The 26,025-nt window shown below is 64.2% G+C and carries 22 protein-coding genes; 12 read left to right on the plus strand and 10 right to left on the minus strand.

Going from position 1 to position 26,025, the window contains the following annotated elements; all coding sequences use genetic code 11:
- Positions 1-45 precede the first annotated feature (45 nt).
- Both HHA01_RS04200 and mfd read right to left on the minus strand, forming a co-directional pair.
- Positions 46-1,137 (minus strand): L,D-transpeptidase family protein, encoded by a 1,092-nt coding sequence (locus HHA01_RS04200; protein ID WP_246053811.1) that lies wholly within the window; start codon positions 1,135-1,137, stop codon positions 46-48.
- A 122-nt stretch (positions 1,138-1,259) separates the two neighbouring features.
- Positions 1,260-4,706, minus strand: coding sequence for a transcription-repair coupling factor (gene mfd, locus HHA01_RS04205; RefSeq protein WP_141318060.1), 3,447 nt, complete (start codon positions 4,704-4,706; stop codon positions 1,260-1,262).
- A 182-nt stretch (positions 4,707-4,888) separates the two neighbouring features.
- Here mfd and HHA01_RS04210 point away from each other — a divergent pair, with 182 nt between their 5' ends.
- From HHA01_RS04210 to nqrM, 8 genes are all read left to right on the plus strand, one after another.
- Entirely contained in the window at positions 4,889-6,352 is a 1,464-nt protein-coding gene (locus HHA01_RS04210) for a glyceraldehyde-3-phosphate dehydrogenase (RefSeq protein WP_141318062.1), read from the plus strand.
- 295 nt (positions 6,353-6,647) lie between these two features.
- Positions 6,648-7,997: a Na(+)-translocating NADH-quinone reductase subunit A gene (locus tag HHA01_RS04215; RefSeq protein ID WP_141318064.1), complete on the plus strand. Its 1,350-nt coding sequence runs from the start codon at positions 6,648-6,650 to the stop codon at positions 7,995-7,997.
- Complete coding sequence (locus tag HHA01_RS04220) at positions 7,997-9,223, plus strand: NADH:ubiquinone reductase (Na(+)-transporting) subunit B (RefSeq protein ID WP_141318066.1); 1,227 nt, start codon at positions 7,997-7,999, stop codon at positions 9,221-9,223. The genes HHA01_RS04215 and HHA01_RS04220 overlap by 1 nt, the downstream gene beginning before the upstream one ends.
- On the plus strand, positions 9,223-10,035 hold the full coding sequence (locus tag HHA01_RS04225) for a Na(+)-translocating NADH-quinone reductase subunit C (protein ID WP_141318068.1): 813 nt from the start codon (positions 9,223-9,225) through the stop codon (positions 10,033-10,035). Before HHA01_RS04220 ends, HHA01_RS04225 begins: the two co-directional genes overlap by 1 nt.
- Positions 10,036-10,037: 2 nt before the next feature.
- The gene (locus HHA01_RS04230) at positions 10,038-10,706 is read left to right on the plus strand and encodes an NADH:ubiquinone reductase (Na(+)-transporting) subunit D (RefSeq protein WP_141318070.1); all 669 of its coding nucleotides are present in this window, start codon (positions 10,038-10,040) and stop codon (positions 10,704-10,706) included.
- Position 10,707: 1 nt separating this feature from the next.
- On the plus strand, positions 10,708-11,325 hold the full coding sequence (gene nqrE, locus HHA01_RS04235) for an NADH:ubiquinone reductase (Na(+)-transporting) subunit E (RefSeq protein WP_141318072.1): 618 nt from the start codon (positions 10,708-10,710) through the stop codon (positions 11,323-11,325).
- A 70-nt stretch (positions 11,326-11,395) separates the two neighbouring features.
- On the plus strand, positions 11,396-12,628 hold the full coding sequence (gene nqrF / locus HHA01_RS04240) for an NADH:ubiquinone reductase (Na(+)-transporting) subunit F (protein WP_141318074.1): 1,233 nt from the start codon (positions 11,396-11,398) through the stop codon (positions 12,626-12,628).
- A gap of 169 nt (positions 12,629-12,797) precedes the next feature.
- On the plus strand, positions 12,798-13,055 hold the full coding sequence (nqrM, locus tag HHA01_RS04245; protein WP_141318076.1) for a (Na+)-NQR maturation NqrM: 258 nt from the start codon (positions 12,798-12,800) through the stop codon (positions 13,053-13,055).
- Positions 13,056-13,112: 57 nt separating this feature from the next.
- Here nqrM and HHA01_RS04250 read toward each other — a convergent pair whose 3' ends face one another.
- The 6 genes from HHA01_RS04250 to leuS all read right to left on the minus strand — a co-directional run bounded on the left by HHA01_RS04250 (position 13,113) and on the right by leuS (position 19,244).
- The gene (locus tag HHA01_RS04250) at positions 13,113-13,544 is read right to left on the minus strand and encodes a DUF488 domain-containing protein (protein WP_141318078.1); all 432 of its coding nucleotides are present in this window, start codon (positions 13,542-13,544) and stop codon (positions 13,113-13,115) included.
- 24 nt (positions 13,545-13,568) lie between these two features.
- Entirely contained in the window at positions 13,569-14,510 is a 942-nt protein-coding gene (locus HHA01_RS04255; RefSeq protein WP_246053812.1) for a PA2778 family cysteine peptidase, read from the minus strand.
- A 14-nt stretch (positions 14,511-14,524) separates the two neighbouring features.
- Positions 14,525-14,914, minus strand: a complete 390-nt coding sequence (locus HHA01_RS04260) for a PA2779 family protein (protein WP_141318082.1) — start codon at positions 14,912-14,914, stop codon at positions 14,525-14,527.
- 166 nt (positions 14,915-15,080) lie between these two features.
- Entirely contained in the window at positions 15,081-16,139 is a 1,059-nt protein-coding gene (gene holA, locus HHA01_RS04265) for a DNA polymerase III subunit delta (protein WP_141318084.1), read from the minus strand.
- A gap of 9 nt (positions 16,140-16,148) precedes the next feature.
- The gene (locus HHA01_RS04270) at positions 16,149-16,640 is read right to left on the minus strand and encodes an LPS-assembly lipoprotein LptE (RefSeq protein WP_141318086.1); all 492 of its coding nucleotides are present in this window, start codon (positions 16,638-16,640) and stop codon (positions 16,149-16,151) included.
- A 21-nt stretch (positions 16,641-16,661) separates the two neighbouring features.
- Entirely contained in the window at positions 16,662-19,244 is a 2,583-nt protein-coding gene (leuS, locus tag HHA01_RS04275) for a leucine--tRNA ligase (RefSeq protein WP_141318088.1), read from the minus strand.
- A gap of 230 nt (positions 19,245-19,474) precedes the next feature.
- Here leuS and HHA01_RS04280 point away from each other — a divergent pair, with 230 nt between their 5' ends.
- Entirely contained in the window at positions 19,475-19,993 is a 519-nt protein-coding gene (locus HHA01_RS04280) for a zinc ribbon-containing protein (protein WP_141318090.1), read from the plus strand.
- A 162-nt stretch (positions 19,994-20,155) separates the two neighbouring features.
- Here the strand turns inward: HHA01_RS04280 and HHA01_RS04285 are convergent, their stop codons facing one another.
- Entirely contained in the window at positions 20,156-21,499 is a 1,344-nt protein-coding gene (locus HHA01_RS04285) for a hypothetical protein (RefSeq protein WP_141318092.1), read from the minus strand.
- A 77-nt stretch (positions 21,500-21,576) separates the two neighbouring features.
- On the minus strand, positions 21,577-22,500 hold the full coding sequence (locus HHA01_RS04290) for a LysR family transcriptional regulator (protein WP_141318094.1): 924 nt from the start codon (positions 22,498-22,500) through the stop codon (positions 21,577-21,579).
- A 158-nt stretch (positions 22,501-22,658) separates the two neighbouring features.
- Between HHA01_RS04290 and leuC the strand changes: the two genes are divergently transcribed.
- The 3 genes from leuC to leuB all read left to right on the plus strand — a co-directional run bounded on the left by leuC (position 22,659) and on the right by leuB (position 26,021).
- Complete coding sequence (leuC, locus tag HHA01_RS04295; protein ID WP_141318096.1) at positions 22,659-24,095, plus strand: 3-isopropylmalate dehydratase large subunit; 1,437 nt, start codon at positions 22,659-22,661, stop codon at positions 24,093-24,095.
- 3 nt (positions 24,096-24,098) lie between these two features.
- Positions 24,099-24,743, plus strand: a complete 645-nt coding sequence (gene leuD, locus HHA01_RS04300; protein ID WP_141318098.1) for a 3-isopropylmalate dehydratase small subunit — start codon at positions 24,099-24,101, stop codon at positions 24,741-24,743.
- A 198-nt stretch (positions 24,744-24,941) separates the two neighbouring features.
- Positions 24,942-26,021, plus strand: a complete 1,080-nt coding sequence (gene leuB, locus HHA01_RS04305) for a 3-isopropylmalate dehydrogenase (protein ID WP_141318100.1) — start codon at positions 24,942-24,944, stop codon at positions 26,019-26,021.
- Positions 26,022-26,025: the final 4 nt, after the last annotated feature.

A 26,025-nucleotide genomic window follows, 5' to 3' on the forward strand; every position in this document is an offset into this window, starting at 1 on the left:
CCCCGCCGTAATGGCGGGGCCCTTGTCGTAGGGGGAGTGGCAGGCTCAGCGAGCTGACTCGTACGGCTCGCCAGTGTAGGCAAGATGATTGTGAAAACCGGGGTAGGCGAACTGCAGGTCAAGCTGGTCATAGAACGGCGTGGGCCTGAGTTCCGGTTGCGGCGGCTCCTGCGGTTCCGGCGGAGCTTTCAGCGCCACTGGTATACCGCTCGGCACTTCGACCACCTCCTTCAGGCGAGCGTAATCGACCTGGTACTCCTTGCCCTCGAGGGCGGCCTGTACTTCCGAGAGCGCTTCCGTGATCCGCTGGATGGTGGTGCCCTGCTGTTCATCCAGATAGGGGTAGGCCTGGACATGGAGCTTGCCGTCGGCCCAGCCGAGCTTGAGGCTTTCATTGATGATGCGCACCCGAGTGCCCACCGAGACCTGGGCGAAGAGGGTTTCCACGTCATCCGGCAGCATCCGCACGCAGCCGTGGGAGACGCGCATGCCAACGCCTTCCGGCTTGTTGGTGCCGTGGATCAGGTAGCCCGGAATGCCCAGGCGCATCTTGCGGGTGCCCAGTGGGTTGTCCGGGCCGGCCGGTACCACCTCGGGCAGTGGGTTTCCGGCTTCGGCGCGCTCCTGGCGGATTGACTCGGGCGGATACCAGGCCGGGTTCTTGACCATCTGGGTAATCGTGGTATTGCCCAGTGGCGTTTCCCAGTTCTGGCGGCCGACCCCGAGTGGATAGGTCTGGACGGTGCGGGGTTCGCCGTCCTCGGCCGGCGGATAGTAGTAGAGGCGCATTTCGGCGACATTGATCACGATGTCCTCGCGGGGGGCATCGGGCAGAATGAAGCGGCCCGGAATGGTCACTTCGGTGCCTTCGCCGGGGTACCAGACGCTGACCTCGGGGTTGGCGCGCACCATGGCCCGGTAGCCGATACCATGGGCGTGACCGATGTCGATCAGGGTGTCCTCCTTATCGGCCTCGACCGTGGTGATCTCGCCGACCAGGTCGCCTTGTTCGGGAAGCCGGAAATGCCCGGCGGGAAGGTCTTCCGCGTCGGCCATTGACGGCGTGGCGAGGGCGCCGCCGAGGGCGATGGCCAGAGCGAGGCGGGCAGAAGGCCCGCGCAGGAATCCAGGTCTCATTGCTGTCATCATCATGGTCTGCCGTTGAGTCGTCGCCATGCCCGCCTGTGAGGCGGCCATGGGCTTGCATTGGAGTTGGCCACCGCGGGAAAGTTCGTCACCCGGGTGAAGAAAGCGCGCATTCAGGCGGCTTCCGCCTTGCGGTTGAGCAGGTCCAGCAGCTCCTCGACGAAGGCGAAGCGTTGGGTCTCGTCCTGCATGTCGGCCGAAAAGCGCAGGGTGTCGGCCCCTTCCAACCGGTAGGTGTCGGGCTGATGCTGGATCAGCTCGACCAGTGCCAGGGGGTCGACCGGCGTCTGGGCGGAAAAGATCACCCGACCACGCTCGCTGCCGGCCTCGAGCTTGAGGATCCCCAGCCGTTCGGCGCGCTGGCGCAGCCGCGTCTGGCGCAGTAGCGTCTTGACCGAATCCGGCAGCAGGCCGAAGCGGTCGACCATCTCGACCTGCAGTTCCTTGAGGTCGGCCTCGTTCTCGGCGTGGCTGATGCGCTTGTACATGACCAGCCGCTGCTGGACGTCATGCAGGTAATCGTCCGGGATCAGGGCCGGCAGGTTCAGGCTGAGCTCGACGCCCTCGTCGAGCGGGGCCTCGATATTGGGCGTCTTGCCGTCGCGGATGGCCTTCACGGCCCGATCCAGCATCTGCATGTAGAGGCTGTAGCCCAGGGCTTCCATCTGCCCGCTCTGTTCATCGCCGAGCAGCTCGCCGGCGCCACGGATCTCCATGTCGTGGCTGGCCAGGGTGAAGCCGGCGCCCAGGTCCTCGGCCTGGGCGATGGCTTCGAGGCGTTTGGTGGCGTCTCGGGTCATGGCGCGCGGCGGCGGGGTCAGTAGATAGGCGTAGGCCTGATGGTGACTGCGGCCGACACGGCCGCGCAACTGGTGGAGCTGGGCCAGCCCGAACTTGTCGGCTCGCTGGATGACGATGGTGTTGGCGCTGGGCACGTCGATGCCGGTCTCGATGATGGTCGAGCATACCAGCACATTGAAGCGCTTGTGATAGAAGTCGGACATCACGCGTTCCAGGGAACGCTCCGGCAACTGGCCGTGTGCCACCCCGACCCGGGCGTCGGGCACCAGCTCGCGCACCGTCTCGGCCGCGGTCTCGATGGTCTTGACTTCATTATGCAGGAAGTAGACCTGGCCACCACGCAGGATCTCGCGCAGGATGGCCTCCTTGATGACGGCTTCGTCGCGCTGCTGGACGAAGGTCTTGACCGAGAGGCGGCGGGCCGGCGGGGTGGCGATGATCGACAGGTCGCGTATGCCGCTCATGGCCATGTTAAGCGTGCGGGGAATGGGCGTGGCCGTCAGCGTCAGGATGTCCACTTCGGCGCGCAGCTGCTTCAGCCGCTCCTTCTGGGCGACCCCGAAGCGGTGTTCCTCGTCGATGATCAGCAGGCCCATGTTGGCGAACTGCATGGATTTTGACAGCAGCTTGTGGGTGCCGATGACGATGTCGGCGCGTCCATCCTCGATACGCTGCTTGGCCGCCCCCTGTCCCTGACCGCCGGTAAAGCGTGATACCAGCTCGATGTTTACGGCGGTGTCGGCGAAGCGGTCGCGGAAGTTCTCGTAGTGCTGGCGGGCCAGCAGGGTGGTGGGGACCAGCACGACCACCTGGCGGTCGGAGTGCACGGCCAGGAAGGCGGCGCGCATGGCCACCTCGGTCTTGCCGAAGCCGACATCGCCGCAGACCACGCGGTCCATGGGGCGTGGTGCTGTCATGTCGCCGACCACGGCCTCGATGGCGGCGCGCTGGTCCGGGGTTTCCTCGAACGGGAAGCTGCCGGCGAAGCGGGCGTAGTCGCTGTCCGGCATGGCGCAGGCGAAGCCCTCGCGTGCCTCCCGGCGGGCGTAGACATCGAGCAGCTCGGCGGCGGTGTCGCGGATCTTCTCGGCGGCCTTCTTCTTGGCCTTGTCCCACTGTTCCGAGCCCAGTCGGTGCAGGGGCGCCAGGTCGTCGTCGACGCCGGCATAGCGGGAGATCATGTGCAGGCTGTCGACCGGCACATAGAGCTTGGCGCCATCGGCGTATTCAAGCGACACGAACTCGGCGGCCTGGCCGCTGGCCGCGATGGTTTCCAGACCCTGATAGCGGCCCACGCCATGCGCCTGGTGCACCACCGGCGCCCCGGGGCGCAGTTCCGACAGGTGGCGAATGGCCAGCTCGTCGTTGTCGGTGGCTTTTTCGCGGCGTCGGCTCTGGCGTACCACTTCGCCGAACAGTTCGGTCTCGCTGATGACGGCCAAATCGGGGGAATCGAGCCACAGTCCGGCGTCGATGGTGCCCTCGGTGATCGCCAGGCGCTGCTCGCCGGCGAGAAAGGCGGGGAAATCCTCGACATGCGGCAGCTCCAGGCGCAGGGGGGCCAGGGTCTCCTCGAGGGCCTCGCGTCGCCCGCGGGACTCCGCCACGAAGAGGATGCGGGTCGGATGCTCGGCGAGAAAGCCGGACAGCGATGCCAGCGGCTCCCTGGCTCGGGCGTTGACCGTGACCTCCGGTACCGGACGCGCCGCCGGCAGGATGGCGTGCGGGTGTTCGGGGTCGTCGGTCAGCTCGACCCGGGGGAGACGCTTGATGCCGGCAAACACCTCGGCAACCGGCACGAAGGCTCTGTGCGGCGGCAGCAGGGGCCGGGTGGGGTCGACCCCGAGGTTATCAAAGCGACTCTCGATGGCGGCCCAGTGGTGCTCGGCGGCCTCATGGACCCCCGGGGTCAGGGCGACTCGCGACTGGCTCGAGAGGTGGTCGAAGAGGGTGGCGGTCTCCTCGAAGAACAGGGGCAGATACTGCTCCAGGCCCGGGGAGGGGATGCCCTTGAGGGCGTCCACATAGAGCGGACACTGGCGCGGATCGACATCGAAGAGCGTTTCGAAACCCTCGCGAAAACAGGCAATCGCCCCGCGTGACAGCGAGTACTCGTGGGCCGGCAGCAGGTCGAGACGTTCGATCCTGTCCTGGCTGCGCTGGGTGTCCGGATCGAAGCTGCGCAGGGTGTCGACCTCGTCATCGAACAGATCGATACGCAGTGGGGTGTCATGGCCCATGGGGTAGAGGTCGATGAGGGCTCCCCGCAGGGCGAACTCGCCGGGCTCGTAGACCGTCTCCACGGCACGGTAACCGGCACGAGACAGGCGTTCGCGGAAGCCTTCGCGATCCAGCGTCATGCCGACCTCCAGGGTCATGACCCGGCCGGCGATGTAGTCGACCGGCGGCAAGCGTTGCATCAGGGTGTTGACGGGCACCAGCACGATGCCGTGTTCGCCCTCGTGCAGGCGTCGCAGGGTCCGCAGCCTGGCCGAGACGATGTCCTGGTGCGGCGAGAAGCTGTCGTAGGGCAGGGTTTCCCAGTCGGGGAAGGGCAGGACCGGCAGATGCGAGTAGAAGGCCAGGTCGCCTTCCAGGCGCTGGGCGGCGGCCGTGTCGGCGGTGATGACCAGCAGCGGTGCGTCCTCGGCCAGATGGGCCAGGGCCAGGGCCGTGGCGCTGCCCGGCGGGGTCTGCCAGTAGAGGGTGTCACGCAGCCCTTGGGGACGACGAGGGTCGAGTGGCGAAAAGGTCGTCATGATGTCGGTCGCGTCGTGTCGAGTGGGTCAATGCTGGCATCATATCAGCCCGGTGGATCATGTAGTGAGACAACCGTTGTTGTAATCCGCCTACACCGCCTGCGACCATCCCGTGATTGCTCTTCACAGGCCGGCCTCGGATAATGCAGTGCGTTTTTCCATCCCCGATAAAGAGGCCTCACGTGAGTCAGCAATCCCTCGATACCGTCTTCCAGGAGTGGCACGACAACCAGGCGATTGCCGAGCAGATGATCCCGTTGATCGGCAGCCTGTATCGCTGCAACAACGTGGTGACCACCATGTTCGGGCGTTCACTCTTCAACCGCAGCGTCATCCGGATCCTCAAGGATCACCGCTTCGTCCGCAAGATCGAGGGCACCGAGCTTTCCGTCCAGGACACCTTTCCGCTGATTCAGGCCATGCAGAGCCTCAATCTGGGGCCTGCGCACGTCGACGTCGGCAAGCTGGGCGTGGCCTTCAAGCATCGTGGCGGCGGTGATGCCGAGGCCTTCCTGCGCGAGGAACTGGCCGAGATCGTCGATGGCCATGACCCGGATGCCGGCACCGGCCAGCCCAAGGACGTGGTGCTCTATGGCTTCGGCCGCATCGGCCGCATCCTGGCACGCGTGTTGGTGGAAAAGGCCGGGGGCGGCAACCTGCTGCGCCTCAAGGCCATCGTCGTGCGGGGCCGCGGCGACATCGCCAAGGACCTCGAGAAGCGCGCCAGCCTGTTGCGTCGCGACAGTGTGCATGGGCCCTTCGACGGCACCATCAGCGTGGATGCCGAGGCCCGTACGCTGACTGCCAACGGTAATGTCATCAAGGTGATCTATGCCGACTCGCCGGCCGAGATCGACTATACCGACTACGGCATCGACAATGCGGTGGTGGTCGACAATACCGGCATCTGGCGCGACGAGTCGGGCCTCGGCCAGCACCTGGATTGCCGGGGTGTGGCCAAAGCCCTGTTGACCGCACCGGGCAAGGGCGATGTCAAGAACATCGTCTATGGCATCAATCATCAGGACATTACCGGCGACGATCGCATCATCTCGGCGGCGTCCTGCACCACCAATGCCATCGTGCCGGTGCTCAAGGTGGTCAATGACGAGTTCGGCATCGCCCACGGCCATGTCGAGACCGTGCACTCCTATACCAATGACCAGAACCTGATCGACAACTACCACAAGGGCGACCGCCGTGGGCGCAGTGCACCGCTCAACATGGTGCTCACCGAAACCGGTGCCGCCAAGGCCGTGGCCAAGGCCCTGCCGGAGCTCGATGGCAAGCTCACCGGTAATGCCATTCGCGTGCCGACGCCTAATGTCTCCATGGCGATTCTCAACCTGACCCTGGACAAGGAAGCCGATGTCGACACGCTCAACGACTATGTGCGTCGCATGTCGATCGGCTCCGATTACCAGAAGCAGATCGACTTCGTCGACTCGCCTGAGGTGGTGTCCACCGACTTCGTGGGCAATCGCCATGCCGGCATCGTCGATGCCCAGGCGACCATCGCCAATGGCAAGCATGTCGTCCTGTATGTCTGGTACGACAACGAATTCGGTTACAGCTGTCAGGTGATCCGCATCCTGCAGCAGGTTTCCAACGTGAGCTTTCTCAAGCTGCCCCGCGCCCAGGCATGACCCCTGCCGCCGCCCCGGCTTTCGCCCGGGGCGGCCATACCCGCTGTTGTCCCGCCCTCGAACACCTCCTTGCACGCCGCGTGCTGCCCCGGATGTCGCGCAACGACGTCACCCAACCCGGATTGCGACCTTAGGTCGGTAGTCAGGGGACTGGCTTCTCTTTATAATATCCATGATTTTCGGGGTGGTCCGAGTGCATCTCGGGCCTGACTGGTAACATTCTGACAACCAATAGAATCTGAACCCGTTCGTACCCCTTTCCTTCGTATATCCGATCCATCAACTGGGCGAGACTATGATCGAAGTCAAGAAAGGCCTGGATCTCCCCATCACGGGGGCCCCGGAACAGCGTATCGAGGATGCGCGTCCGGTACGCCACGTGGCCGTACTCGGTACCGACTATATCGGCATGAAGCCGACCATGGAGGTCCGGGAGGGGGACAAGGTCAAACTGGGCCAGCTGCTCTTTACCGACAAGAAGATCGAGGGTGTGCGTTTCACGGCACCTGCTGCCGGTGAGGTCGTGGCCATCAACCGTGGCGAAAAACGCAAGTTACTGTCCGTCGTGATCAAGGTCGACGACACCGAGGAAGCGGAATCCTTCACCGCTCACGGTCGCGACAAACTGGAATCCCTCGAGCGCCAGACCGTGGTCGACCAGCTGGTTGAGTCAGGGCTGTGGACGGCACTGCGCGGGCGGCCCTACTCGCGGACCCCGGCGCTGGATGCCGAGCCCGAGAACATCTTCGTGACGGCCATCGACACCCACCCGCTGTCCGCCGACCCCGGCGTGATCATCAACGAGCAGGCCGAGGCCTTCGCGGATGGTCTGAAGGTGCTCAAGCGGCTCACCCAGGGCAGTGTCTTCCTGTGCGGCGCGCCGGATGCCGACCTTCCCGGCGGTGACGTCCAGGGCGTCGAGACCGAGACCTTTGCCGGGCCCCATCCGGCAGGCCTGGTCGGCACGCACATCCACCATCTCTCGCCAGTGGCCTTGCACAAGTCGGTGTGGCACATCGGCTATCAGGATGTCATTGCCTTCGGCAAGCTGTTCGCCGAGGGCAAGCTCGACGTCGACCGGGTGGTTGCCGTGGGTGGCCCGCGTGCCGAGCAGCCACGCCTGCTGCGTACCCGCATGGGGGCCAGTACCGAGGAGCTGCTCGACGGCGAGGTCGTGAATCCCGAGGATACCCGGGTGATCTCCGGCTCGGTGTTTTCGGGCTTCACCGCCGAAGGCAGTCTGCGTTACCTGGGGCGTTTCAACAGTCAGTTCAGCCTGATCGAGGAAGGCAACAAACGCACCCTGATGGGCTGGTTGTCGCCGGGCAGCGACCGGCACTCCGTGATGGGGATCTATCTCTCCAAGATCAAGGGCCTGAGAAACTATGCGCCGACTACCTCCACCAATGGCTCGGAACGTGCCATGGTGCCGGTAGGGGTCTATGAGGAAGTGATGCCGCTGGACATTCTGCCCACGCAGCTGTTGCGTTCGTTGATTGTCGGTGACATCGAGACGGCCATGCAGCTTGGCTGTCTGGAACTGGATGAGGAAGACCTGGCATTGTGCACCTATGTATGCCCGGGCAAGTACGAATATGGTCCCATCCTGCGCGATAACCTCACCACGATCGAGAAAGAGGCCTGATGATGGGTATCCGACAGACACTCGACAATCTTGAGCCGCACTTCCACAAAGGTGGCAAGTACGAGCAGTTCTATCCGCTGTATGAAGCGGTGGACACCATCTTCTATACCCCACCCAGTGTCGCCAAGACCACGGCGCATGTGCGTGACGGCATCGACCTGAAACGCATCATGATCACGGTCTGGCTGTGCACCTTCCCGGCCATGTTCTTCGGCATGTGGAATGCCGGCTGGCAGGCCAACCTGGCGATCGCCGACGGCTTCGGTGCCGCCAGCGGCTGGCGCGAGGCCATTGTCATGACCCTCGGCGGCGGGCATGACGCGGGCAGCCTGTGGAGCAACTTCGTGCTCGGGGCCACCTACTTCCTGCCCATCTACCTGGTGACCTTCGTGGTCGGCGGATTCTGGGAAGTCCTTTTCGCCATCAAGCGTGGCCATGAGGTCAACGAGGGCTTTTTCGTCACCTCGGTGCTGTATGCGCTGATCCTGCCGGCGACCATTCCGCTGTGGCAGGTGGCCCTGGGCATTACCTTCGGGGTGGTGATCGGCAAGGAGATCTTCGGCGGTACCGGCAAGAACTTCCTCAACCCGGCGCTCACGGGTCGTGCCTTCCTCTACTTCGCCTATCCGGCCCAGCTTTCCGGTGATGCCGTCTGGGTGGCCGCTGATGGCTATACCGGGGCGACGGCTCTGTCGACGGCCTTCCAGAGCGGCATGAGCACCCTCACGGACCAGTTCAGCTGGTGGGATGCCTTCCTCGGCTTCATCCCCGGCTCGGTGGGCGAGACTTCCACGCTGGCGATCCTGATCGGCGCGGCCGTGTTGCTGTGGACCAAGATCGCCTCCTGGCGCATCATGTTGGGGGTCTTCCTGGGCATGGTGGTGACCAGCACCTTGTTCAATCTGATGGGTTCCGATAGCAACCCGATGTTCGCCATGCCCTGGTACTGGCACCTGGTGGTCGGCGGTTTCGCCTTCGGCATGGTGTTCATGGCCACCGATCCGGTGTCCGCTTCCATGACCCAGCAGGGGCGTCTGATCTTCGGCGCACTGATCGGTGTCATGACCGTGCTGATTCGTGTGGTGAACCCGGCCTTCCCGGAAGGCATCATGCTGGCGATCCTGTTCGCCAACCTGTTCGCCCCGCTGATCGACCACTTCTTTGTTCAGGCCAACATCAAGCGCCGTCAGCGGCGTACTGGTGAACTGGCCGAGGAGAATGCCTGATGGCACAGAGCAACAACTCCATCAAGAAGATCCTGACGGTGGCGTTCGCACTCTGCATCGTGTGTTCGATCATCGTGTCCACTGCTGCAGTGGCGCTGCGCGCCAAGCAGCAGCTCAATCAGGAACTGGACCGCAAGACCAACATTCTCAACGTCGCGGGCTTGTATGAGCCGGGCGATGATGTGGCGGAAAGGTTCCAGCAGGTCACGCCCAAGGTCGTTAACCTGCGGACCGGTGAGTACACCGACGAGTTCGACCCGAACAAGTACAGTGGCTTTGAGGCGGCGCGTGATCCTGCCCAGTCGCGTACCCTGTCCGGTGAGAGGGACATCGCGGGTCTCTCGCGTCAGGAAAACTACAGCACCGTCTACCTGGTGGGCGACCCGCAGAACCCCGAACAGCTGATCCTGCCGATTCGCGGTCAGGGCCTGTGGGGGCTGATGCGTGGCTATCTGGCGGTGGAAGGTGACGGCAATACCATCGTCGGTATCACCTACTACTCGCACTCCGAGACGCCGGGTCTGGGCGCCAAGGTCGACACACCTCGCTGGAAGGCCAAGTGGGATGGCAAGAAGATCTATGGAGAAGGCGGCGACACTGATCCGGAAATAGGTCTGGTGAAGGGGGGTGCCGATGCCAAGACTGAGGTCGATGCGCTCTCCGGCGCCACGCTGACCAGTAATGGTGTCAGCAATATGCTGGAGTTCTGGTTGGGGCCACAAGGGTTTGGTAAGTACCTGGCAAAATTCCGCAGCGGTATCGATCAGGAAGCCGTGAAGACGGTTTCCATTGACGAGCCTGAAGGAGCCTGAAGATGTCTGCACCGACTGCCAAGGGCGTCCTGACGACGCCGATTTTCAAGAATAACCCGATCGCCCTGCAGATCCTCGGGATCTGTAGTGCGCTGGCGGTAACCAGCAGCATGAGTGTGTCGCTGGTCATGTCGCTGGCGGTAATCTTCGTGACGGCCTTTTCCAACTTCTTCGTCTCGTTGATCCGCCATCATATTCCGTCCTCGATCCGTATCATCGTCCAGATGACCATCATCGCCTCACTGGTCATCGTGGTGGACCAGATCCTCAAGGCCTATGCCTACGAGATGTCCAAGCAGCTGTCGGTCTTCGTTGGTCTGATCATCACCAACTGCATCGTGATGGGGCGTGCCGAAGGCTTTGCCATGACCAATTCGCCGGGCCTGTCCTTCCTGGACGGTGTCGGCAACGGTATCGGCTATGGCTTCATCCTGATGACCGTCGGTTTCTTCCGTGAACTGTTCGGTTCCGGCAGTGTGTTCGGCTTCACCGTGCTCGAGCCGGTGGCCACCGGCGGTTGGTACGTGCCCAACGGCCTGATGCTGCTGCCACCCTCGGCGTTCTTCATCATCGGCTTCATCATCTGGGGGCTGCGCGCCATCAACCCGGAGCAGGTCGAGGAGAACGAGTTCGAGATGAAGGCCAATACTCAGCCGAAGGAGGCCGTGTAACATGGAACATTATCTGAGCCTTTTCGTTGCCTCGGTCTTTGTCGAGAACATGGCCCTGGCATTCTTTCTGGGCATGTGTACCTTTCTGGCGGTATCCAAGAAGGTATCCTCGGCGTTCGGCCTGGGGATTGCCGTCATCGTGGTGTTGACCATTACCGTGCCGGTCAACAACCTGATTCTGACCTATCTGCTGGGCGAGGGTGCCCTGACCTGGACCGGGATTCCCGGGGCCGCGAACATCGACCTGACCTTCCTCGGCTATCTGAGCTACATCGGCGTTATCGCGGCGATCGTGCAGATTCTCGAGATGTTCCTCGACAAGTATGTCCCGGCGCTCTATAACGCCCTGGGGGTCTTCCTGCCGTTGATCACCGTAAACTGTGCGATCCTCGGTGCGACCCTGTTCATGTCCGAGCGCAATTACAACCTCGGCGAGTCCGTGGTTTATGGACTGGGTGCCGGTGTCGGCTGGGCGCTGGCGATCACCGCCCTGGCCGGTATCCGCGAGAAACTCAAGTACAGCGACGTGCCCGCCTCACTGCAGGGCCTGGGCATTACCTTCATCACCGTTGGCCTGATGTCGCTGGGCTTCATGTCCTTCTCCGGCATCAAGATCTGAGGTGAGTCGTGTTCTGCCGGTGGCCGTCGCGCCACCGGTCACCAGGCAACGCAAGCAATAGGAAACCGACATGGTTGATACAACAGTCATATTGCTCGGTGTGGTCATGTTCACCGTGGTCATCATCGGTCTGACAGGAGTGATCCTGGGCGCGCGCAGCAGGCTCGTGAGTACCGGGGATGTCGCCATCGAGATCAACGGTGACCCCGAGCATACGCTAACGACCCAGGCGGGTGGCAAGCTGCTCAACACCCTGGCCGCCAACGGCATCTTCCTCTCTTCCGCCTGTGGTGGTGGCGGCTCCTGCGCACAGTGCCGCTGCCGTGTGGAGGAGGGCGGTGGCTCCATCCTGCCCACCGAGGAATCGCACTTCACGCTGCGCGAGAAGAAGGAAGGCTGGCGCCTTTCCTGCCAGGTACCGGTCAAGCAGGACATGAAGATCGAGGTCCCTGAAGAGGTCTTCGGCGTCAAGAAGTGGGAATGCGAGGTCATCGAGAACCCCAACGTCGCCACCTTCATCAAGGAGCTCAACCTGCGCCTCCCCGAAGGCGAGGAAGTGGACTTCCGTGCGGGGGGCTATGTGCAGCTGCTGGCGCCTCCCTACGACATCAAGTTCTCCGACTTCGACGTCGAGGAAGAGTATCGTGGCGACTGGGAGAAGTTCAGTCTCTTCGATGTGTCGCACAAGAACAACGAGGAGATCATCCGCGCCTATTCCATGGCCAACTACCCGGAAGAGAAGGGTATCCTCAAGTTCAACGTGCGGATCGCCACGCCGCCGCCCAACACCAGCCATCCGCCCGGTGTGATGTCGACCTATGTGTTCAACCTCAAGCCGGGCGACCAGGTCACCGTCATGGGGCCCTTCGGCGAGTTCTTCGCCAAGGATACCGATGCCGAGATGGTCTTCGTGGGTGGTGGTGCCGGCATGGCACCGATGCGCAGCCACATCTTCGACCAGCTCAAGCGCCTGGACACCAAGCGCAAGATCAGCTTCTGGTACGGGGCTCGCTCCTGGCGCGAGACCTTCTACAATGAAGAGTATGACAAGCTGGCCGAAGAGCATGACAACTTCGAGTGGCACCTGGCGCTGTCCGATCCCTTGCCGGAAGACAACTGGGAAGGCGCGACGGGCTTCATCCACAATGTGCTGTACGATGAGTACCTCAAGGACCATCCAGCGCCCGAGGACTGCGAGTACTACATGTGTGGTCCGCCCATGATGAACGCTTCCGTCATCAAGATGCTGGTCGATCTTGGTGTCGAACCGGAAAACATCATGCTCGACGACTTCGGCGGCTGATACGCCGGGTCAGCCAGGGCCGGCCGGAGTGCCGGCCCTGTGCTTCTGGTCGGGTATGCCGATAGCAAGAAGCTGTCGGCATACCCGACAAGGAGTGCAGGGGATCACATGACCGGATGTCGTGGTCATAAATGATAGACCCCATGTCTTTTCAATCTGGAGCTATGCCATGAGTACTTTTCTGGTTGTTCTGGCAGTGATGCTGCTTATCGTGGCCGCCATGGCCGTGGGCGTAATCCTGGGACAGCGACCGATTCAGGGCTCCTGCGGCGGTCTCAACAATCTGGGCCTCAAGGAAGGCTGTGAGGTCTGTGGTGGCCAGGACAAGGTCTGTGAGGAAGAGAGCCGCAAGCGCGGCGGCCTGCGTCGCAGCAGTGACGAGAACAGCGGTGCCGATCTGGGCTATGATGCCAGCTCTCGCCGTTGATCCGTGCCGCGCATGACGTGAACCGCACAACCCCGGCCACGAGCCGGGGTTGTGCTTTCAGGCATCGTGGTGATGGTCCTGCGTCATAAAGCAGGGCGATGAAGCAGGTTCGCGATCGGCGGCATCCTCGTCGTGCAAGGCCGCCAGCACCGCTTCCTTGAGAACCGGTAGGTGCGATGCGTCCAGGTCACGGGCCGCCGAGAGCAGGGTCAGGCGACCCTGCCGAGCCAGTCGCATCAGCGGCAGCAGACTATCCGGGGAATCGCGCAACTCGCCCCGGTAGCGGGTGGCAAAGACGCCGAAGCTGATGTCGCCTTCATGGTAGAGCCGCCTCAGGGCCGGGGAGGGCGAGGCGTCGCGGTACCAGTCGGTGAGTGCCAGGGATTCGCGAAGCTTGCCGCGTGGCCATAGCCGATCCACCAGCAGACGAGCGCCATCCTCTGGCTCGACGGGGTGATAGATTCGCTTCAACGCGATGTCGTAGCTCACTTCAGGCCTCCTTACCTGCTTGCTTTAGTCCAGTTGCCGCCGGGCGCGCTCCTGCCAGGGCCCGGGGAGTCGAGCGACTCTGGCGATGGCCTGACGAGCTGCGCTTTCCCGCCCCTGTGCCTGCAGCAGCAGGCCGAGATTCAGCCAGGCGGCCCCCAGCGTCGGATCGCGATCCGTGGCGGCGCGAAAGGCGTCGATGGCGCCATCGACAGCGCCGGTGGCATGCCAGGCATTGCCGAGTGCGAAGTATGGCATTGCGGCATCATCATGCCGCTCGGCCAGAGCCTGCCACGCCGGCAGGGCCGCCTCGGGTCCCTGGACATCCTCGAAGTTGCTGATCGCTTGCATGCCACTGGAGACGTCGATACGCGCCGGCAGCTCGCCGGGGGCCAGAGCGACAAGGCCCCAGCGTTGGCTGCGCGACCAGGTGGCATCGAAACGGTCGAAGTCGGTGCGCTGGCGAGGTGTCATGCCGCTGTGCAGGATCATCTGCTGTGCACGACGATCGTAGCCGATGGCGACGGCATAGTGCCAGACCGGCCACCAGGGCAGTGACAGGTTCTGCATCACGATCACCGGGTGTCCGGCCGCCAGTTCGCCGAGCAGGCCCTCGAAGCCGCCTTCCAGCAGGAAGGGAATGCGCCCCTGGCGACGCACAGTGGCGAGCATTTCCGGCTGCACACTGCCTCGCTTGCCGGGCAGGAAGACCTGGGGAATCAGCGTATCCACCTCCACGTCCACGCCGCTGGCGGCCAGGGCCATGGCCAGGGAGGCCGGGCCGCACTGATACTCGCGCTGGCCATGGAAGGGGACATCCTCGATGAGCGTGTCGCGGGCCAGGGTGCGAGATGCCTCGGCCGACAGGCTCGGCGTCGTGGCGCAGCCGCTCAGGCTGATGATCAGCAGCATCAACGCGAAGACGCCCGCTAGGCGGGCGTCCGGTATCTTGCGTGATGGCTGTTGCATGAGGGAGATCGCCATCAGCGGGTGAACGGATAGACGTCGGTCAAGCCGAGGATATCGGTCACCAGCAGTATCACGAAGACGGCGAAGAGGGCACCGACGACGCTGGCGCCGGCCGGCATCTGGTCGAGGCGATCTGCCATTTCGCTGACCTCGGCATCCGAGAGGGCGGCGACCCGGGACTTCACTTCATCGGCATCCACGCCCTGCAGTTTCAGCTGGCGCTGTACGTCCTCCCGGGCAAGCACCTCACGGATGCGTTCGCGGTCCTGCTGGATGGTGCTGGCCTCCAGGACCTCGGCCGTGCCGACCAGGTCCGTTTGTGGCGAGGCGGCCACGGCCGGCAGGCTGCCAAGGACCAGGGCGGCGATCAGCAATGGGCTGAGCAGGCGGCTGAGTCGTTTCATGTCGGGTATCCTTCAATCGAAAAGGTGAGTGAGAACGGCTCTCGTCGGCTCCAGTCGAGGCATCCGTGCCTGATGATGGTGGCGATGATGCGCCAGATTATAGCGGAAGGCCAGTGTCTCCTGCACCTGCGCTTTTCTAACATCGAAGTGACCACCGCGCATGCCGTCAGGCACCGATGCGATACGACGAGGGCAATTCCGCCAGCGGTCCGCGTCCACCGGCCAGGGTCAATGCCAGGTCATGCAGGCCATCCCATAGCGGAATGCTGCCGGCGCCCTTGATGGCCAGATCCAGGCGCTGGGCGAACAGCAGGAGTTTATGCAGGCGTTTCATGGGCAGGCGCTTCAGGGCCTGCTGGTAGGCCGGACGGCGCTTGTCGAAGATCGGCGGCTTCTGGGCCTTGCAGGCATGTTCCAGGCTTTGCCCCTGGTCGAGATGCTGCTGCAGGGAAAGCAACAGGCGCAATTCCCGGGTCAGGGCCCAGAGCACGATGGGCGGTTCCACCCCTTCGCCGCGCAGTCCGCTCATGATGCGCGAAACACGCGAGCGTTCGCCTTTCAGGCAGGCATCCAGCAGGGTGAAGACATCGAAACGTGCGCTGTCCTCCACGCCGCCGGTCACCTGTTGCGGCGAGACACGAGCGCCCGGCGGCAGCAGCAGGGCCAGTTTCTGCAGTTCCTGGTCGGCCGCCAGCAGGTTGCCCTCGGTACGCTCGCCGAGCACGCGGGCGGCATCCAGATCCAGCCCGAGGTTGTGGCGCGAGGCGCGGTCGCGCAGCCAGTAATGCAGTCGCGAGGCATCCACCGGCCAGACCGGGACGAAGAGACCGGCCTTGTCCAGGGCCTTGAACCAGGCCGCCTTCTGCTCGCGATAATCCAGCCGGGGCGAGGCGATCAGGAGGACGTTGTCGCTGTTCGCCATGCCGTCGGCGTACTCCTTGAGTGCCTTGGCGCCTTCCTGGCCGGGTTTGCCGCTGAGGCGCAGCTCGATGAGCTTGCGCGAGGCGAACAACGACATGCTGGCGGCACTCTCGGTCAGGCGCCCCCAGGCGAAGTTGGCCTCGACATGCAGTACCTCGCGTTCCTCGATGCCATCGCGACGCACTGCCTCGCGCACCGCATCACAGGCCTCCATGTGCTGCAGCGGCTCGTCGCCGGCCACGATGACCGCCGCTGGCAGCGAACTGGCCAGGGCATTCTCCAGCTTGTCGGCAAAGACCTTCATCACGCCTCCTCAGGCGTCGTCGAGCACATGCAGGCGATGGAAGAGCTGTTCCACGGCCGTTTCGCGCAGGCGCTGCCGGACCTCGTCACGCCTGTCATCCGCCGCGAGCAGGTTGTCGCTGCTGATCGAGAAACGCTCCTGGACCTCGAGCTGCTGCTCCGCCAGGCGGTAGGCATCATCCGCACTGCGTTGCACCGAATAGGACACCTTCAGCGTCATGTCGTATTCCTGATAGCCCGAATTGAGCACGCTCAGGCGCTGCTCGTGAAAGGTCTCGCGGCCCAGGTTGAGACGCAGGGGAGCGGCGTCGCCGACGGCGACACCTGCGGCCGTCAGGCGCTCCCGAACCAGGCGCGTGAAGGCGTCGTTCGGGCCGGCCAGGTCCAGCTCGGCGAAAGGCAGGGCATCACTGCCCAGGCCGCGAAGCTGGAAACCGCATCCGGCCAGCGCCAGGCTGGCGCCGGCGGCGAGAGAGAAGCGAAGCAGGCTGCGGCGATGCATGAAGACTCCTTTGGCCGTCGCTCAGCCGACGACGATATTGACCAGCTTGCCGGGGACCACGATGACCTTGCGCACCGTCTGGTCCTCGATATGCCGCTGGACGTTCTCGTGGCTCATGGCCTGAGCCTCGATGCTTTCCTTGTCGGCATCCGCGGCGACCTCGAGGCGGGCCCGCAGCTTGCCGTTGACCTGCACCACCAGCTCGATGCTGTCGCGGGTCAGGGCGGATTCGTCGAGTGTCGGCCAGGTGGCATCGATGGCCGCTTCCGTGTGCCCCAGCTCGTACCAGAGAGCATGGCAGACATGCGGCGTGATGGGAGCCAGCAACAGCACGCAGGTCTCGACGGCTTCACGGGCGACGGCCAGGCCCTGCGGCGAGGTGTCTGTGAAGCGCCCGATGGCATTGGCGAGCTCCATGACGGCGGCGATGGCGGTGTTGAAGGTGGTGCGCCGGCCGATATCGTCGCTCGCCTTTTGAATGGTCTCGTGCGTCTTGCGGCGCAGTTCGCGCTGGTCGTCGTCCAGTGATCCGCTGTCCAGGCTGCCCGGCGTGCCGGCTTCGAGGTGCTCGGCAACCAGCCGCCAGAGGCGCTTCAGAAAGCGGTGAGCGCCCTCCACGCCGGAGTCCGACCATTCCAGCGACTGTTCGGGCGGCGCGGCGAACATCATGAACAGGCGCACGGTATCGGCGCCGAAGCGATCGATCATGGCCTGGGGGTCGACGCCATTGTTCTTCGACTTGGACATCTTCTCGATGCCGCCCATTTCCACCGGCTGGCCGTCCGACACCAGGATCGCGCTCACCGGCCGGCCCTTGTCGTCCCGGCTGACTTCGACATCGGCCGGATTGAACCACTGCTTGCCGCCATTGGCGGTGGGGCGGTAGTAGGTCTCGGCGATGACCATGCCCTGGGTCAGCAGGCGCTGGAAGGGCTCATCGGCCTGGACCAGGCCGAAGTCACGCATCAGCTTGGTAAAGAAGCGGGCGTACAGCAGGTGCAGGATGGCGTGTTCGATGCCGCCGATATACAGGTCCACCGGAAGCCAGTGATCGGCGCGCTCGTCGAGCATCGCCGAGTCGTTGTCGGCACAGCAGAAGCGCGCGAAGTACCAGGACGACTCCATGAAGGTGTCGAAGGTATCGGTCTCGCGCACCCAGCCCTCGCCGAGATCGCTGAACTCGGGCATCTTCTTGAGCGGCGACCCCGAGGCATCGACGGTGACCTCCAGGGGGAGCGAGACCGGCAGTTCCTCGTCGGACAGCGGCACGGTCTGGCCCTCGGGGCCGTACTTGACGGGTATCGGCGCACCCCAGTAGCGCTGACGGGCCACGCCCCAGTCGCGCAGGCGATAGTTGGTCTTGACCTCACCACGCCCCAGCTCGGCGAGCCTGGCAGCAATGGCATCGAAGGCCGCCTCGAAGTCGAGGCCATCGAACTCGCCGGAGTTGATCAGGGGACCATGCTCGACATGAGCTCCTGCCGTGAGGTCCGGCGTCTGGCCGTCGGCATCGGCGATCACCGGCTCGATGGGGACCCCGTAGCGGGTGGCGAATTCCCAGTCACGCTGGTCGTGCGCGGGCACGGCCATGACGGCGCCGGTGCCGAATTCCATCAGCACGAAGTTGGCGACATAGATGGGCAACTCACGGCCGCTGAGCGGGTGGACCGCGGTATGCCCGGTGAGCATGCCTTTCTTCTCCCGGGTGGCCAGGTCGGCCTCGGAGGTGCCGCCCAGCGCGCATTCCTCGAGGAAGCCGGCCAGTGTCGGGTTATCCTCGGCGGCCGACCTGGCCAGGGGATGATCGGCCGCAACGGCCATATAGGTCACGCCCATCAGGGTATCGGGCCGGGTGGTGTAGACCGACAGTGGCTCCAGGGCCTCGCCGCCGGCACCGCGGGTATCGAACGTCAGCTCGACGCCGCGGGACTTGCCGATCCAGTTGCGCTGCATGGTCTTGACCTGCTCGGGCCAATCGATATGGTCCAGGTCGGACAGCAGCTCTTCGGCATAGTCGGTGATCTTGAGGAACCACAGGGGGATTTCCTTGCGTTCCACCAGGGCGCCGCTGCGCCAGCCACGCCCCTCGATGACCTGTTCATTGGCCAGCACGGTCTGGTCGACCGGGTCCCAGTTGACCGTGGACATCTTCTTGTAGACCAGCCCCTTCTCGACCAGCCTGGTGAAGAACCACTGTTCCCAGCGATAGTAATCCGCGTCGCAGGTCGCGAATTCGCGGCTCCAGTCATAGGCAAAGCCCAGCGACTTGAGCTGGTCGCGCATGGCCTCGATGTTCTGGTGGGTCCAGCTGGCGGGCGGTACCTGGTTCTGTATGGCCGCGTTTTCCGCCGGCATGCCGAAGGCGTCCCAGCCCATGGGCTGCATGACATTGCGGCCCTGCATGCGCTGGTAGCGCGAGACCACATCGCCGATGGTGTAGTTGCGCACATGCCCCATGTGCAGCTTGCCGCTGGGATAGGGAAACATCGACAGGCAGTAGAACTTCTCGCGACTGGCATCCTCTATCGCCTTGAAGCACTGGTGCTTTTCCCAGAACCGCTGGGCATCGCGTTCGATATCAAAGGGCTTGTATTGTGCGTCCATCGCTGTATTCGGATACCTTGCTGGTCGAGGGCAACGCGGGCGACGCTGCGCGCGTCAGCGAGTCGATGTCAGCCGAGGCCACCCGGAGGATCCTTCGCGAGGTGGAATCTGCTTGATTCACCGACGGCGTGCCGTCTAAATGGAAAATGTGTCGGCCAGCAAGGATACCCCAGGAGCCCGGGTTCCGGCTATGGGCCGGCGAATGTCAGGCGCCACACGAGGAGAATGTCATGAGCGACCATCCGGATCCGCGTCATCAGGATCACCGCCTCAAGGCGGCTTACGAACGCATGCTGGGGCGCCTGAAGGAAGGGGCCGGGGATCTCAATCGCGAGAACCTGCAGCATGAGCTCGATGACGCCGTCGAGTTCGAGGCCGAGGTGGAAGAGTTCACCCGCGATGAGCTGGCGCTGCTGCGCGCCTGGGTCGAACGCGACCTCAAGGAGATGCGCCGTTACTTGAGCGCCGGCGGCGAAGGCGTGGCCAGCTGGCTGGGCATCGACCTCTCGGCCCTGTCACGCACGGTCACCGAGGCGCTGTTCTCGATCGCCGACCGCAGTCGCATCGAGCGCGAGCGGCTCGAGGATGACCTGGAAGCCTCGCGCGCCGACTACACGGCCGGGGAAATGGCCGTGCCGGGGCGCATGGCCTGTGTGCATTGCGATGCCATTGTCGAGCTGACCGGCGTGGAGCGTATCGAGCCCTGCCACAAGTGCGGTCATCGTTATTTCGTGCGTGCGCCGAGCTGAGGCATTCCCGCGCTGGCCTCAGAGGGTGTTTACAAATTACTGCGCTCGCCCATGCGGCGTTGAAATCAGCCTCAAAATGCTCATTTACCAGCTCGTAAACTCCGCTTTTTCGGCTGATTTCGCCTGGCCTGGCCGTCGCTCGTGACTTTTGTAAACACCCTCTCAGTCGGCCAGCAGCCACAGCACTGCTACCACCAGCAGCGCCATGACCAGCGCATAGCCCAGGTTATGGCGCATCATGCGGGTGCCGCTGACGTCATAGCGGCCCTGCAGCGAGAGGTTGATGCCCGACAGCGGACCGACGCTGGTGCCGATGGCCCAGGCGCTGAGCGCCACGAAGGCAAACAGCGTCTGCTCGCCGGGGGCCAGTTCGAGCATCGACGCCAGTACCGAGACCCCGATGATGGGGTGCAGGCCGGCCACGGCACTGGCCACGATGGCCAGGAAGCTCAGGCTGGCCTGGGCGATGCCGAAGTCGGCAAACAGGGTCCAGCCGCTGCCGGTGGCGGCATCCAGCAGGGTCGAGAGGCCCTGCGTCAGCAGTCCGGCGCACAGGAAGAGGGAAATCTCGCCGCGCATGGCCGGCAGCCGGGTCAGGGTATGCTGGCGCAGCCGATACAGGGTCCAGGCGGGGCCGCGGCTCAGGTTGGTGGCCAGGGCCACGCTCGGCATCAGGAAGGTGATGATGCTGACGATGGACAGCTGCGGTGTCAGCCCGTAGTGGAAGAGCATCACCAGCCCGGCCATGGCCACCGGCATCAGCAGGCTGCGGGGTGACATCGAAAAGCCGGCCGTGGCGCTCAGGTCGAAACGCCGGGGCAGTTCCAGCAGAGTCAGCAGGCCGGAGCACAGCGCCAGTGGCAGGCCGAGCATGACGACAGTGGCATAGTCCATCTCGGGCGCCAGGGTCATCACGATGCCCATGGAGGCGAAAAAGGGCGACCACCAGGCGGCACTCGACAGGCCGCGATTCAGACCCAGCAGTTGGGGCATGCTCAGGGGGCCGCGGCGCTGCAGGCGGTCGCCGACCATGAAGACCGTCGACAGGTTGAGGATGGTCCCCAGCAGGTGCACGCCCAGCCAGGTGCCGGCGAGTCCGCGGCGCCCGGTGATCGCCTGGCCGCCGGGTGGCCGTGACTGGCCACGCAGGTTGCCGATCAGGCCGATGAAGCTGACCCCGACCAGCATGGCGACCACATAGGTATTGCCATCCAGGATGGCCCACCACGCGATATCGGCATCGAAGACCAGATGAGCGACCAACAACAGGCTCAGCCCGATCGCCGCCAGCCAGCCTGCCTGGCGGCGGTTGCGGGGCGGCAGGTCGCGCCATAGCAGGGCGGTACTCAACCACAGGAGGTAGCCGACCCCATGCGGGGCGAGCGTGATGCCGGCAAACTGGGCGATCTGCAGGGCGAGGCCGGCGACGATGGCCAGGCCGGCCAGGGCATGGCGCCAGGCCACCCGTTCGGCGGGCGAGTGATCGGGATCGGCTTTCCGGGACATGGTCGAGGCCAACGAAATTTATAGCATCCTAAGCAACTGTCCGGCGCGGCTCAAGTCGGCCACGGCGTCCGCTGCGCTCACGCCTCGCTCGCCGGTGCTGACGAGCCCGGGCTCCAGGCCTGCGCCTCCGCTGTGCGCGCCGCATCGAACATCTCGAGCATGGCCCGCGCGGCGTTGGACAGGGTGCGATTGCGGTGGACCAGATAGCCCAGCGGTCGCTGGATGGGGGGATGGTCGACGTCCAGCTCCTGCAGTTCCTCTCCCAGCATGCTCTCCGGCAGCAGGCTCCAGCCCAGCCCGATGCCGGTCATCATCTTGAGGGTCTCCAGGTAGTTGGTGGAGATGGCCACCGGCAATTCGAGGCCGGCCGCCGCGAAGCGGGATTCGACCAGGCGACGGGTGAAGGTCATCGGACCGGGCAGCACGGCATCATGCGCGCAGAGTTCCTGCAGGCCCAGTTGCCGGCGGCGCGCCAGGGGGTGATGCCGGGCGCAGACGAAGCACAGCCGGTCGATCCACACCGGCACCGTGGTCAATTGAGGCTCCGGTGTGGGCGACAGGGTAGCCGCGGCGATTTCCAGCTCGCCATCCAGCACGCCCTGATAGGCCTGCTCGGAGTCGAGAAAATGCAGATCCAGGCGGACCCGGCGGTGGCGGTGGGTGTAGTCCTCCAGCAGGGACGGCAGACGGTGCAGCCCCAGGTGGTGGCTGGTGGCCAGCGTCAACCTGCCGGCCACATCGCCGCTCAGGTTGCCCAGGGCACGCCGGCTGTCGTCGACCATGACCAGGATGCGCCGTGCCCGGGGCAGCAGCAGTCGGCCGGCCTCGGTCAGCGCCACTCGCCGCCCGATGCGATCGAAAAGGCGCGCATCGATCTGTCCCTCGAGCACGGCGATGCGCTTGCTGACTGCCGGTTGCGTCAGATGCAGCTGCTCGGCGGCACGCGAAAAGCTGCCGCTGTCGGCCACCGCAAGGAAGGCTTGCAGGCTCTGGGTATCCATGGCGACTCCCGCTTAACTATTCCATTATGGAATGCGTTAAATAAATAACATGAATTGCTTTTATGCGCACGCCGCGGGACACTTGTCATCATACTCAATAAGGGCAGATTCACTGCCCCACCGTGACGCAACATGCGGGCCCTGCCCGGGAGGAAGACATGCCAGGCCAGACACTCTATGACAAGCTGTGGTCCCAGCATCTGGTGAAGCAGCGCGACGACGGCACCGCGCTCATCTATATCGACCGACACCTGCTGCACGAGGTCACCTCGCCGCAGGCCTTCGAGGGCCTGCGGCTGGCCGGCCGGCGCCCGTGGCGCATCGACACCAACCTGGCCACCCCGGATCATAACGTGCCCACCACCCTGGTCGAGCGTTCCGAAGGCAATGCCGGCATCAAGGACCAGGTCTCCCTGATTCAGGTGCAGACCCTGGATGACAACTGCGAGTCCTTCGGCATCGAGGAATTCCGCATCAATGACCCGCGCCAGGGCATCGTGCACGTGGTCGGGCCGGAGCAGGGCGCAACCCTGCCGGGCATGACAGTGGTCTGCGGGGACTCGCATACGGCGACCCACGGTGCCTTTGCGGCCCTGTCGCATGGCATCGGCACCTCCGAGGTCGAGCATGTGCTGGCGACCCAGTGCCTGCTGGCGCAGAAGATGAAGAACATGCAGGTGCGTGTCGAAGGCGAACTTGGCGAAGGCGTGACCGCCAAGGATGTCGTGCTGGCCATCATCGGCCGCATCGGCACCGCCGGCGGCACGGGCTACGCCATCGAATTCGCCGGCAGCGCCATTCGCGGGCTTTCCATGGAAGGCCGCATGACCGTCTGCAACATGGCCATCGAGGCAGGCGCCCGGGTCGGCCTGATCGCCGTGGACGACACCACCATCGACTATCTGCGCGACCGCCACTATGCCCCGCGTGGCGAGATGTGGGACGCCGCCGTGGCCGACTGGCGTCAGCTGGTGTCGGATGCCGAGGCCGAGTTCGACAAGGTCGTCAACCTGGATGCCGCCGATATCGAGCCGCAGGTGTCCTGGGGCACCAGCCCGGAAATGGTTACCGGCGTGGGCGGTGAAGTGCCCGATCCGGACGAGGCCGGCGATGACACGGCGCGCACCGGCATCATCCGCGCGCTGGACTACATGGGGCTGGCGCCGCGGCAGAAGATTACCGATATCCGTCTCGACAAGGTCTTCATCGGCTCCTGTACCAACTCACGGATCGAGGATCTGCGCGCCGCCGCCAAGGTCGCCAGGGGTCACAAGGTGGCCGATTCGGTGGCACTGGCCATGGTGGTGCCGGGGTCCGGGCTGGTGAAGCGCCAGGCCGAGGAAGAGGGCCTGGACAAGGTCTTCCTGGACGCCGGTTTCGAATGGCGCGAGCCCGGCTGCTCCATGTGCCTGGCCATGAATGCCGACAAGCTGGGCGCCGGCGAGCACTGCGCCTCGACGTCGAATCGTAACTTCGAAGGTCGCCAAGGCTATGGAGGGCGCACCCACCTGGTCAGCCCGGCGATGGCCGCTGCCGCTGCCATTGCGGGTCACTTCGTCGACATTCGCCATTTCGACACTGCCCAGGAGGCCTGAGCCATGCAGCAATTTCATTACCTCGACGGCCTGGTGGCCCCGCTGGATCGCGCCAACGTCGATACCGACCTGATCATCCCCAAGCAGTTCCTGAAGTCGATCAAGCGCACCGGCTTCGGCGTCAACCTGTTCGACGAGCTGCGCTATCTCGATGAGGGCTATCCCGGTCAGGACGCCTCGCAGCGTCCGCTCAACCCGGACTTCGTGCTCAATCAGCCGCGTTATCAGGGCGCCAGCATCCTGCTGGCGCGCCACAACTTCGGTTGCGGCAGCTCCCGCGAGCACGCGCCCTGGGCGCTGGAGGACTTCGGCTTTCGCGTGGTCATCGCGCCGAGCTTTGCCGATATCTTCTACAACAATGCCTTCAAGAACGGCATCCTGCTGGTCAGGCTGAGCGAAACCGAGGTCGACCGCCTGTTCGAGGAAGTCGCCGCCAATGAGGGCTACCGGCTGGAGGTGGATCTGGAGAAGCAGCGCGTGACCACGCCGTCCGGGGAACTGCTGGAGTTCGAGGTCGACGACTTCCGCAAGCACTGCCTGCTGGAAGGGCTCGACGACATCGGCATCACGCTCAAGGACGAAGACGCGATTCACGCCTTCGAGCAGCGCCATCGAGTCGAGCGGCCCTGGATGTTTCGCGAAGCCTGACCCGGCTGCGCCGGGAGCTATAAGCTGTAAGCTTTAAGCGGTAAGAAAAATCTTGACCCCCAGGGGGGCGGTAGAAGTCCGCTTGCTTACGGCTTACGGCTTACGGCTTACGGCTTACGGCTTACGGCTTACGGCTTACGGCTTACGGCTTACGGCTTACGGCTTACGGCTTACGGCTTTTACAAGGATTAATTGGTCATGACACGCAAGATTCTGGTTCTCCCGGGCGACGGTATCGGCCCGGAAATTACCGCTCAGGCGAGCCGTGTGCTGGCGGCTTGCCAGGCGCGGGGCCTGGATGTCGAGGTCGAGGAGGCGCCGGTGGGCGGCACGGCCTATGACCTGCATGGTACGCCCCTGCCGGACAGTACCCTCGATCGCGCCCGGGCGGCGGATGCGGTGCTGCTGGGGGCCGTGGGCGGGCCACAGTGGGACGCGATCGAGGATATCAGCAAGCGCCCGGAGAAAGGGCTGCTGGGGCTGCGCAAGGAGCTGGGACTGTTCGGCAACCTGCGTCCGGCGTTGCTGTATCCGCAGCTGGCCGAGGCTTCGAGCCTCAAGCCGGAACTGGTCGCCGGCCTCGACATCATGATCGTGCGCGAGCTCACCGGGGGCATCTACTTCGGCCAGCCGCGCGGCATCGAAGAGCGCGATGGTCAGCGCGTCGGCTTCAACACCTACATCTACTCCGAGGCGGAGATCGAGCGTATCGGCCGCGTTGCCTTCGAGATGGCACAGAAGCGTGGCAAGAAACTCTGCTCCGTGGACAAGGCCAATGTGCTCGAAGTGACCATGCTGTGGCGCGAGGTCATGGAACGCCTGGCACCCGAGTATCCGGATGTCGAACTGACCCACATGTATGTCGACAACGCTGCCATGCAGCTGGTACGGGAGCCCAAGCAGTTCGACGTGGTGGTGACCGGCAACATGTTCGGCGACATTCTCTCGGATGCCGCCGCCATGCTCACCGGCTCGATCGGCATGCTGCCGTCCGCCTCGCTCAACGAGAGCGGCCAGGGCATGTACGAACCGTGTCACGGCAGCGCCCCGGATATCGCCGGCCAGGGGCTGGCCAACCCGCTGGCGACGATTCTCTCGGTGGCCATGATGCTGCGTTACTCGCTGGGCGAGAACGCACTCGCCGAGCGTATCGAAGCGGCGGTCGGCAAGGTGCTGGATGATGGCCTGAGGACCGCGGATATCGCCCCGCAGGGTGGCCCGTATGTATCCACGGTCGAGATGGGTGATGCGGTGCTGGCCGCGCTGGAAGCGTCCTGAGGCA

Origin of the sequence: Halomonas halmophila (assembly GCF_006540005.1) — a bacterium.
GTDB lineage: Bacteria > Pseudomonadota > Gammaproteobacteria > Pseudomonadales > Halomonadaceae > Halomonas > Halomonas halmophila.

Excerpts from the sequence above, each read along its gene's own strand:
- HHA01_RS04200 (WP_246053811.1), bottom strand. The coding sequence starts at position 1,137 with ATGAGACCTGGATTCCTGCGCGGGCCTTCTGCCCGCCTCGCTCTGGCC.
- mfd (WP_141318060.1), bottom strand. The coding sequence starts at position 4,706 with ATGACGACCTTTTCGCCACTCGACCCTCGTCGTCCCCAAGGGCTGCGT.
- HHA01_RS04215 (WP_141318064.1), top strand. The coding sequence starts at position 6,648 with ATGATCGAAGTCAAGAAAGGCCTGGATCTCCCCATCACGGGGGCCCCG.
- HHA01_RS04220 (WP_141318066.1), top strand. The coding sequence starts at position 7,997 with ATGATGGGTATCCGACAGACACTCGACAATCTTGAGCCGCACTTCCAC.
- HHA01_RS04225 (WP_141318068.1), top strand. The coding sequence starts at position 9,223 with ATGGCACAGAGCAACAACTCCATCAAGAAGATCCTGACGGTGGCGTTC.
- HHA01_RS04230 (WP_141318070.1), top strand. The coding sequence starts at position 10,038 with ATGTCTGCACCGACTGCCAAGGGCGTCCTGACGACGCCGATTTTCAAG.
- nqrE (WP_141318072.1), top strand. The coding sequence starts at position 10,708 with ATGGAACATTATCTGAGCCTTTTCGTTGCCTCGGTCTTTGTCGAGAAC.
- nqrF (WP_141318074.1), top strand. The coding sequence starts at position 11,396 with ATGGTTGATACAACAGTCATATTGCTCGGTGTGGTCATGTTCACCGTG.
- nqrM (WP_141318076.1), top strand. The coding sequence starts at position 12,798 with ATGAGTACTTTTCTGGTTGTTCTGGCAGTGATGCTGCTTATCGTGGCC.
- HHA01_RS04255 (WP_246053812.1), bottom strand. The coding sequence starts at position 14,510 with ATGCAACAGCCATCACGCAAGATACCGGACGCCCGCCTAGCGGGCGTC.
- HHA01_RS04260 (WP_141318082.1), bottom strand. The coding sequence starts at position 14,914 with ATGAAACGACTCAGCCGCCTGCTCAGCCCATTGCTGATCGCCGCCCTG.
- holA (WP_141318084.1), bottom strand. The coding sequence starts at position 16,139 with ATGAAGGTCTTTGCCGACAAGCTGGAGAATGCCCTGGCCAGTTCGCTG.
- HHA01_RS04270 (WP_141318086.1), bottom strand. The coding sequence starts at position 16,640 with ATGCATCGCCGCAGCCTGCTTCGCTTCTCTCTCGCCGCCGGCGCCAGC.
- leuS (WP_141318088.1), bottom strand. The coding sequence starts at position 19,244 with ATGGACGCACAATACAAGCCCTTTGATATCGAACGCGATGCCCAGCGG.
- HHA01_RS04280 (WP_141318090.1), top strand. The coding sequence starts at position 19,475 with ATGAGCGACCATCCGGATCCGCGTCATCAGGATCACCGCCTCAAGGCG.
- HHA01_RS04285 (WP_141318092.1), bottom strand. The coding sequence starts at position 21,499 with ATGTCCCGGAAAGCCGATCCCGATCACTCGCCCGCCGAACGGGTGGCC.
- HHA01_RS04290 (WP_141318094.1), bottom strand. The coding sequence starts at position 22,500 with ATGGATACCCAGAGCCTGCAAGCCTTCCTTGCGGTGGCCGACAGCGGC.
- leuC (WP_141318096.1), top strand. The coding sequence starts at position 22,659 with ATGCCAGGCCAGACACTCTATGACAAGCTGTGGTCCCAGCATCTGGTG.
- leuD (WP_141318098.1), top strand. The coding sequence starts at position 24,099 with ATGCAGCAATTTCATTACCTCGACGGCCTGGTGGCCCCGCTGGATCGC.
- leuB (WP_141318100.1), top strand. The coding sequence starts at position 24,942 with ATGACACGCAAGATTCTGGTTCTCCCGGGCGACGGTATCGGCCCGGAA.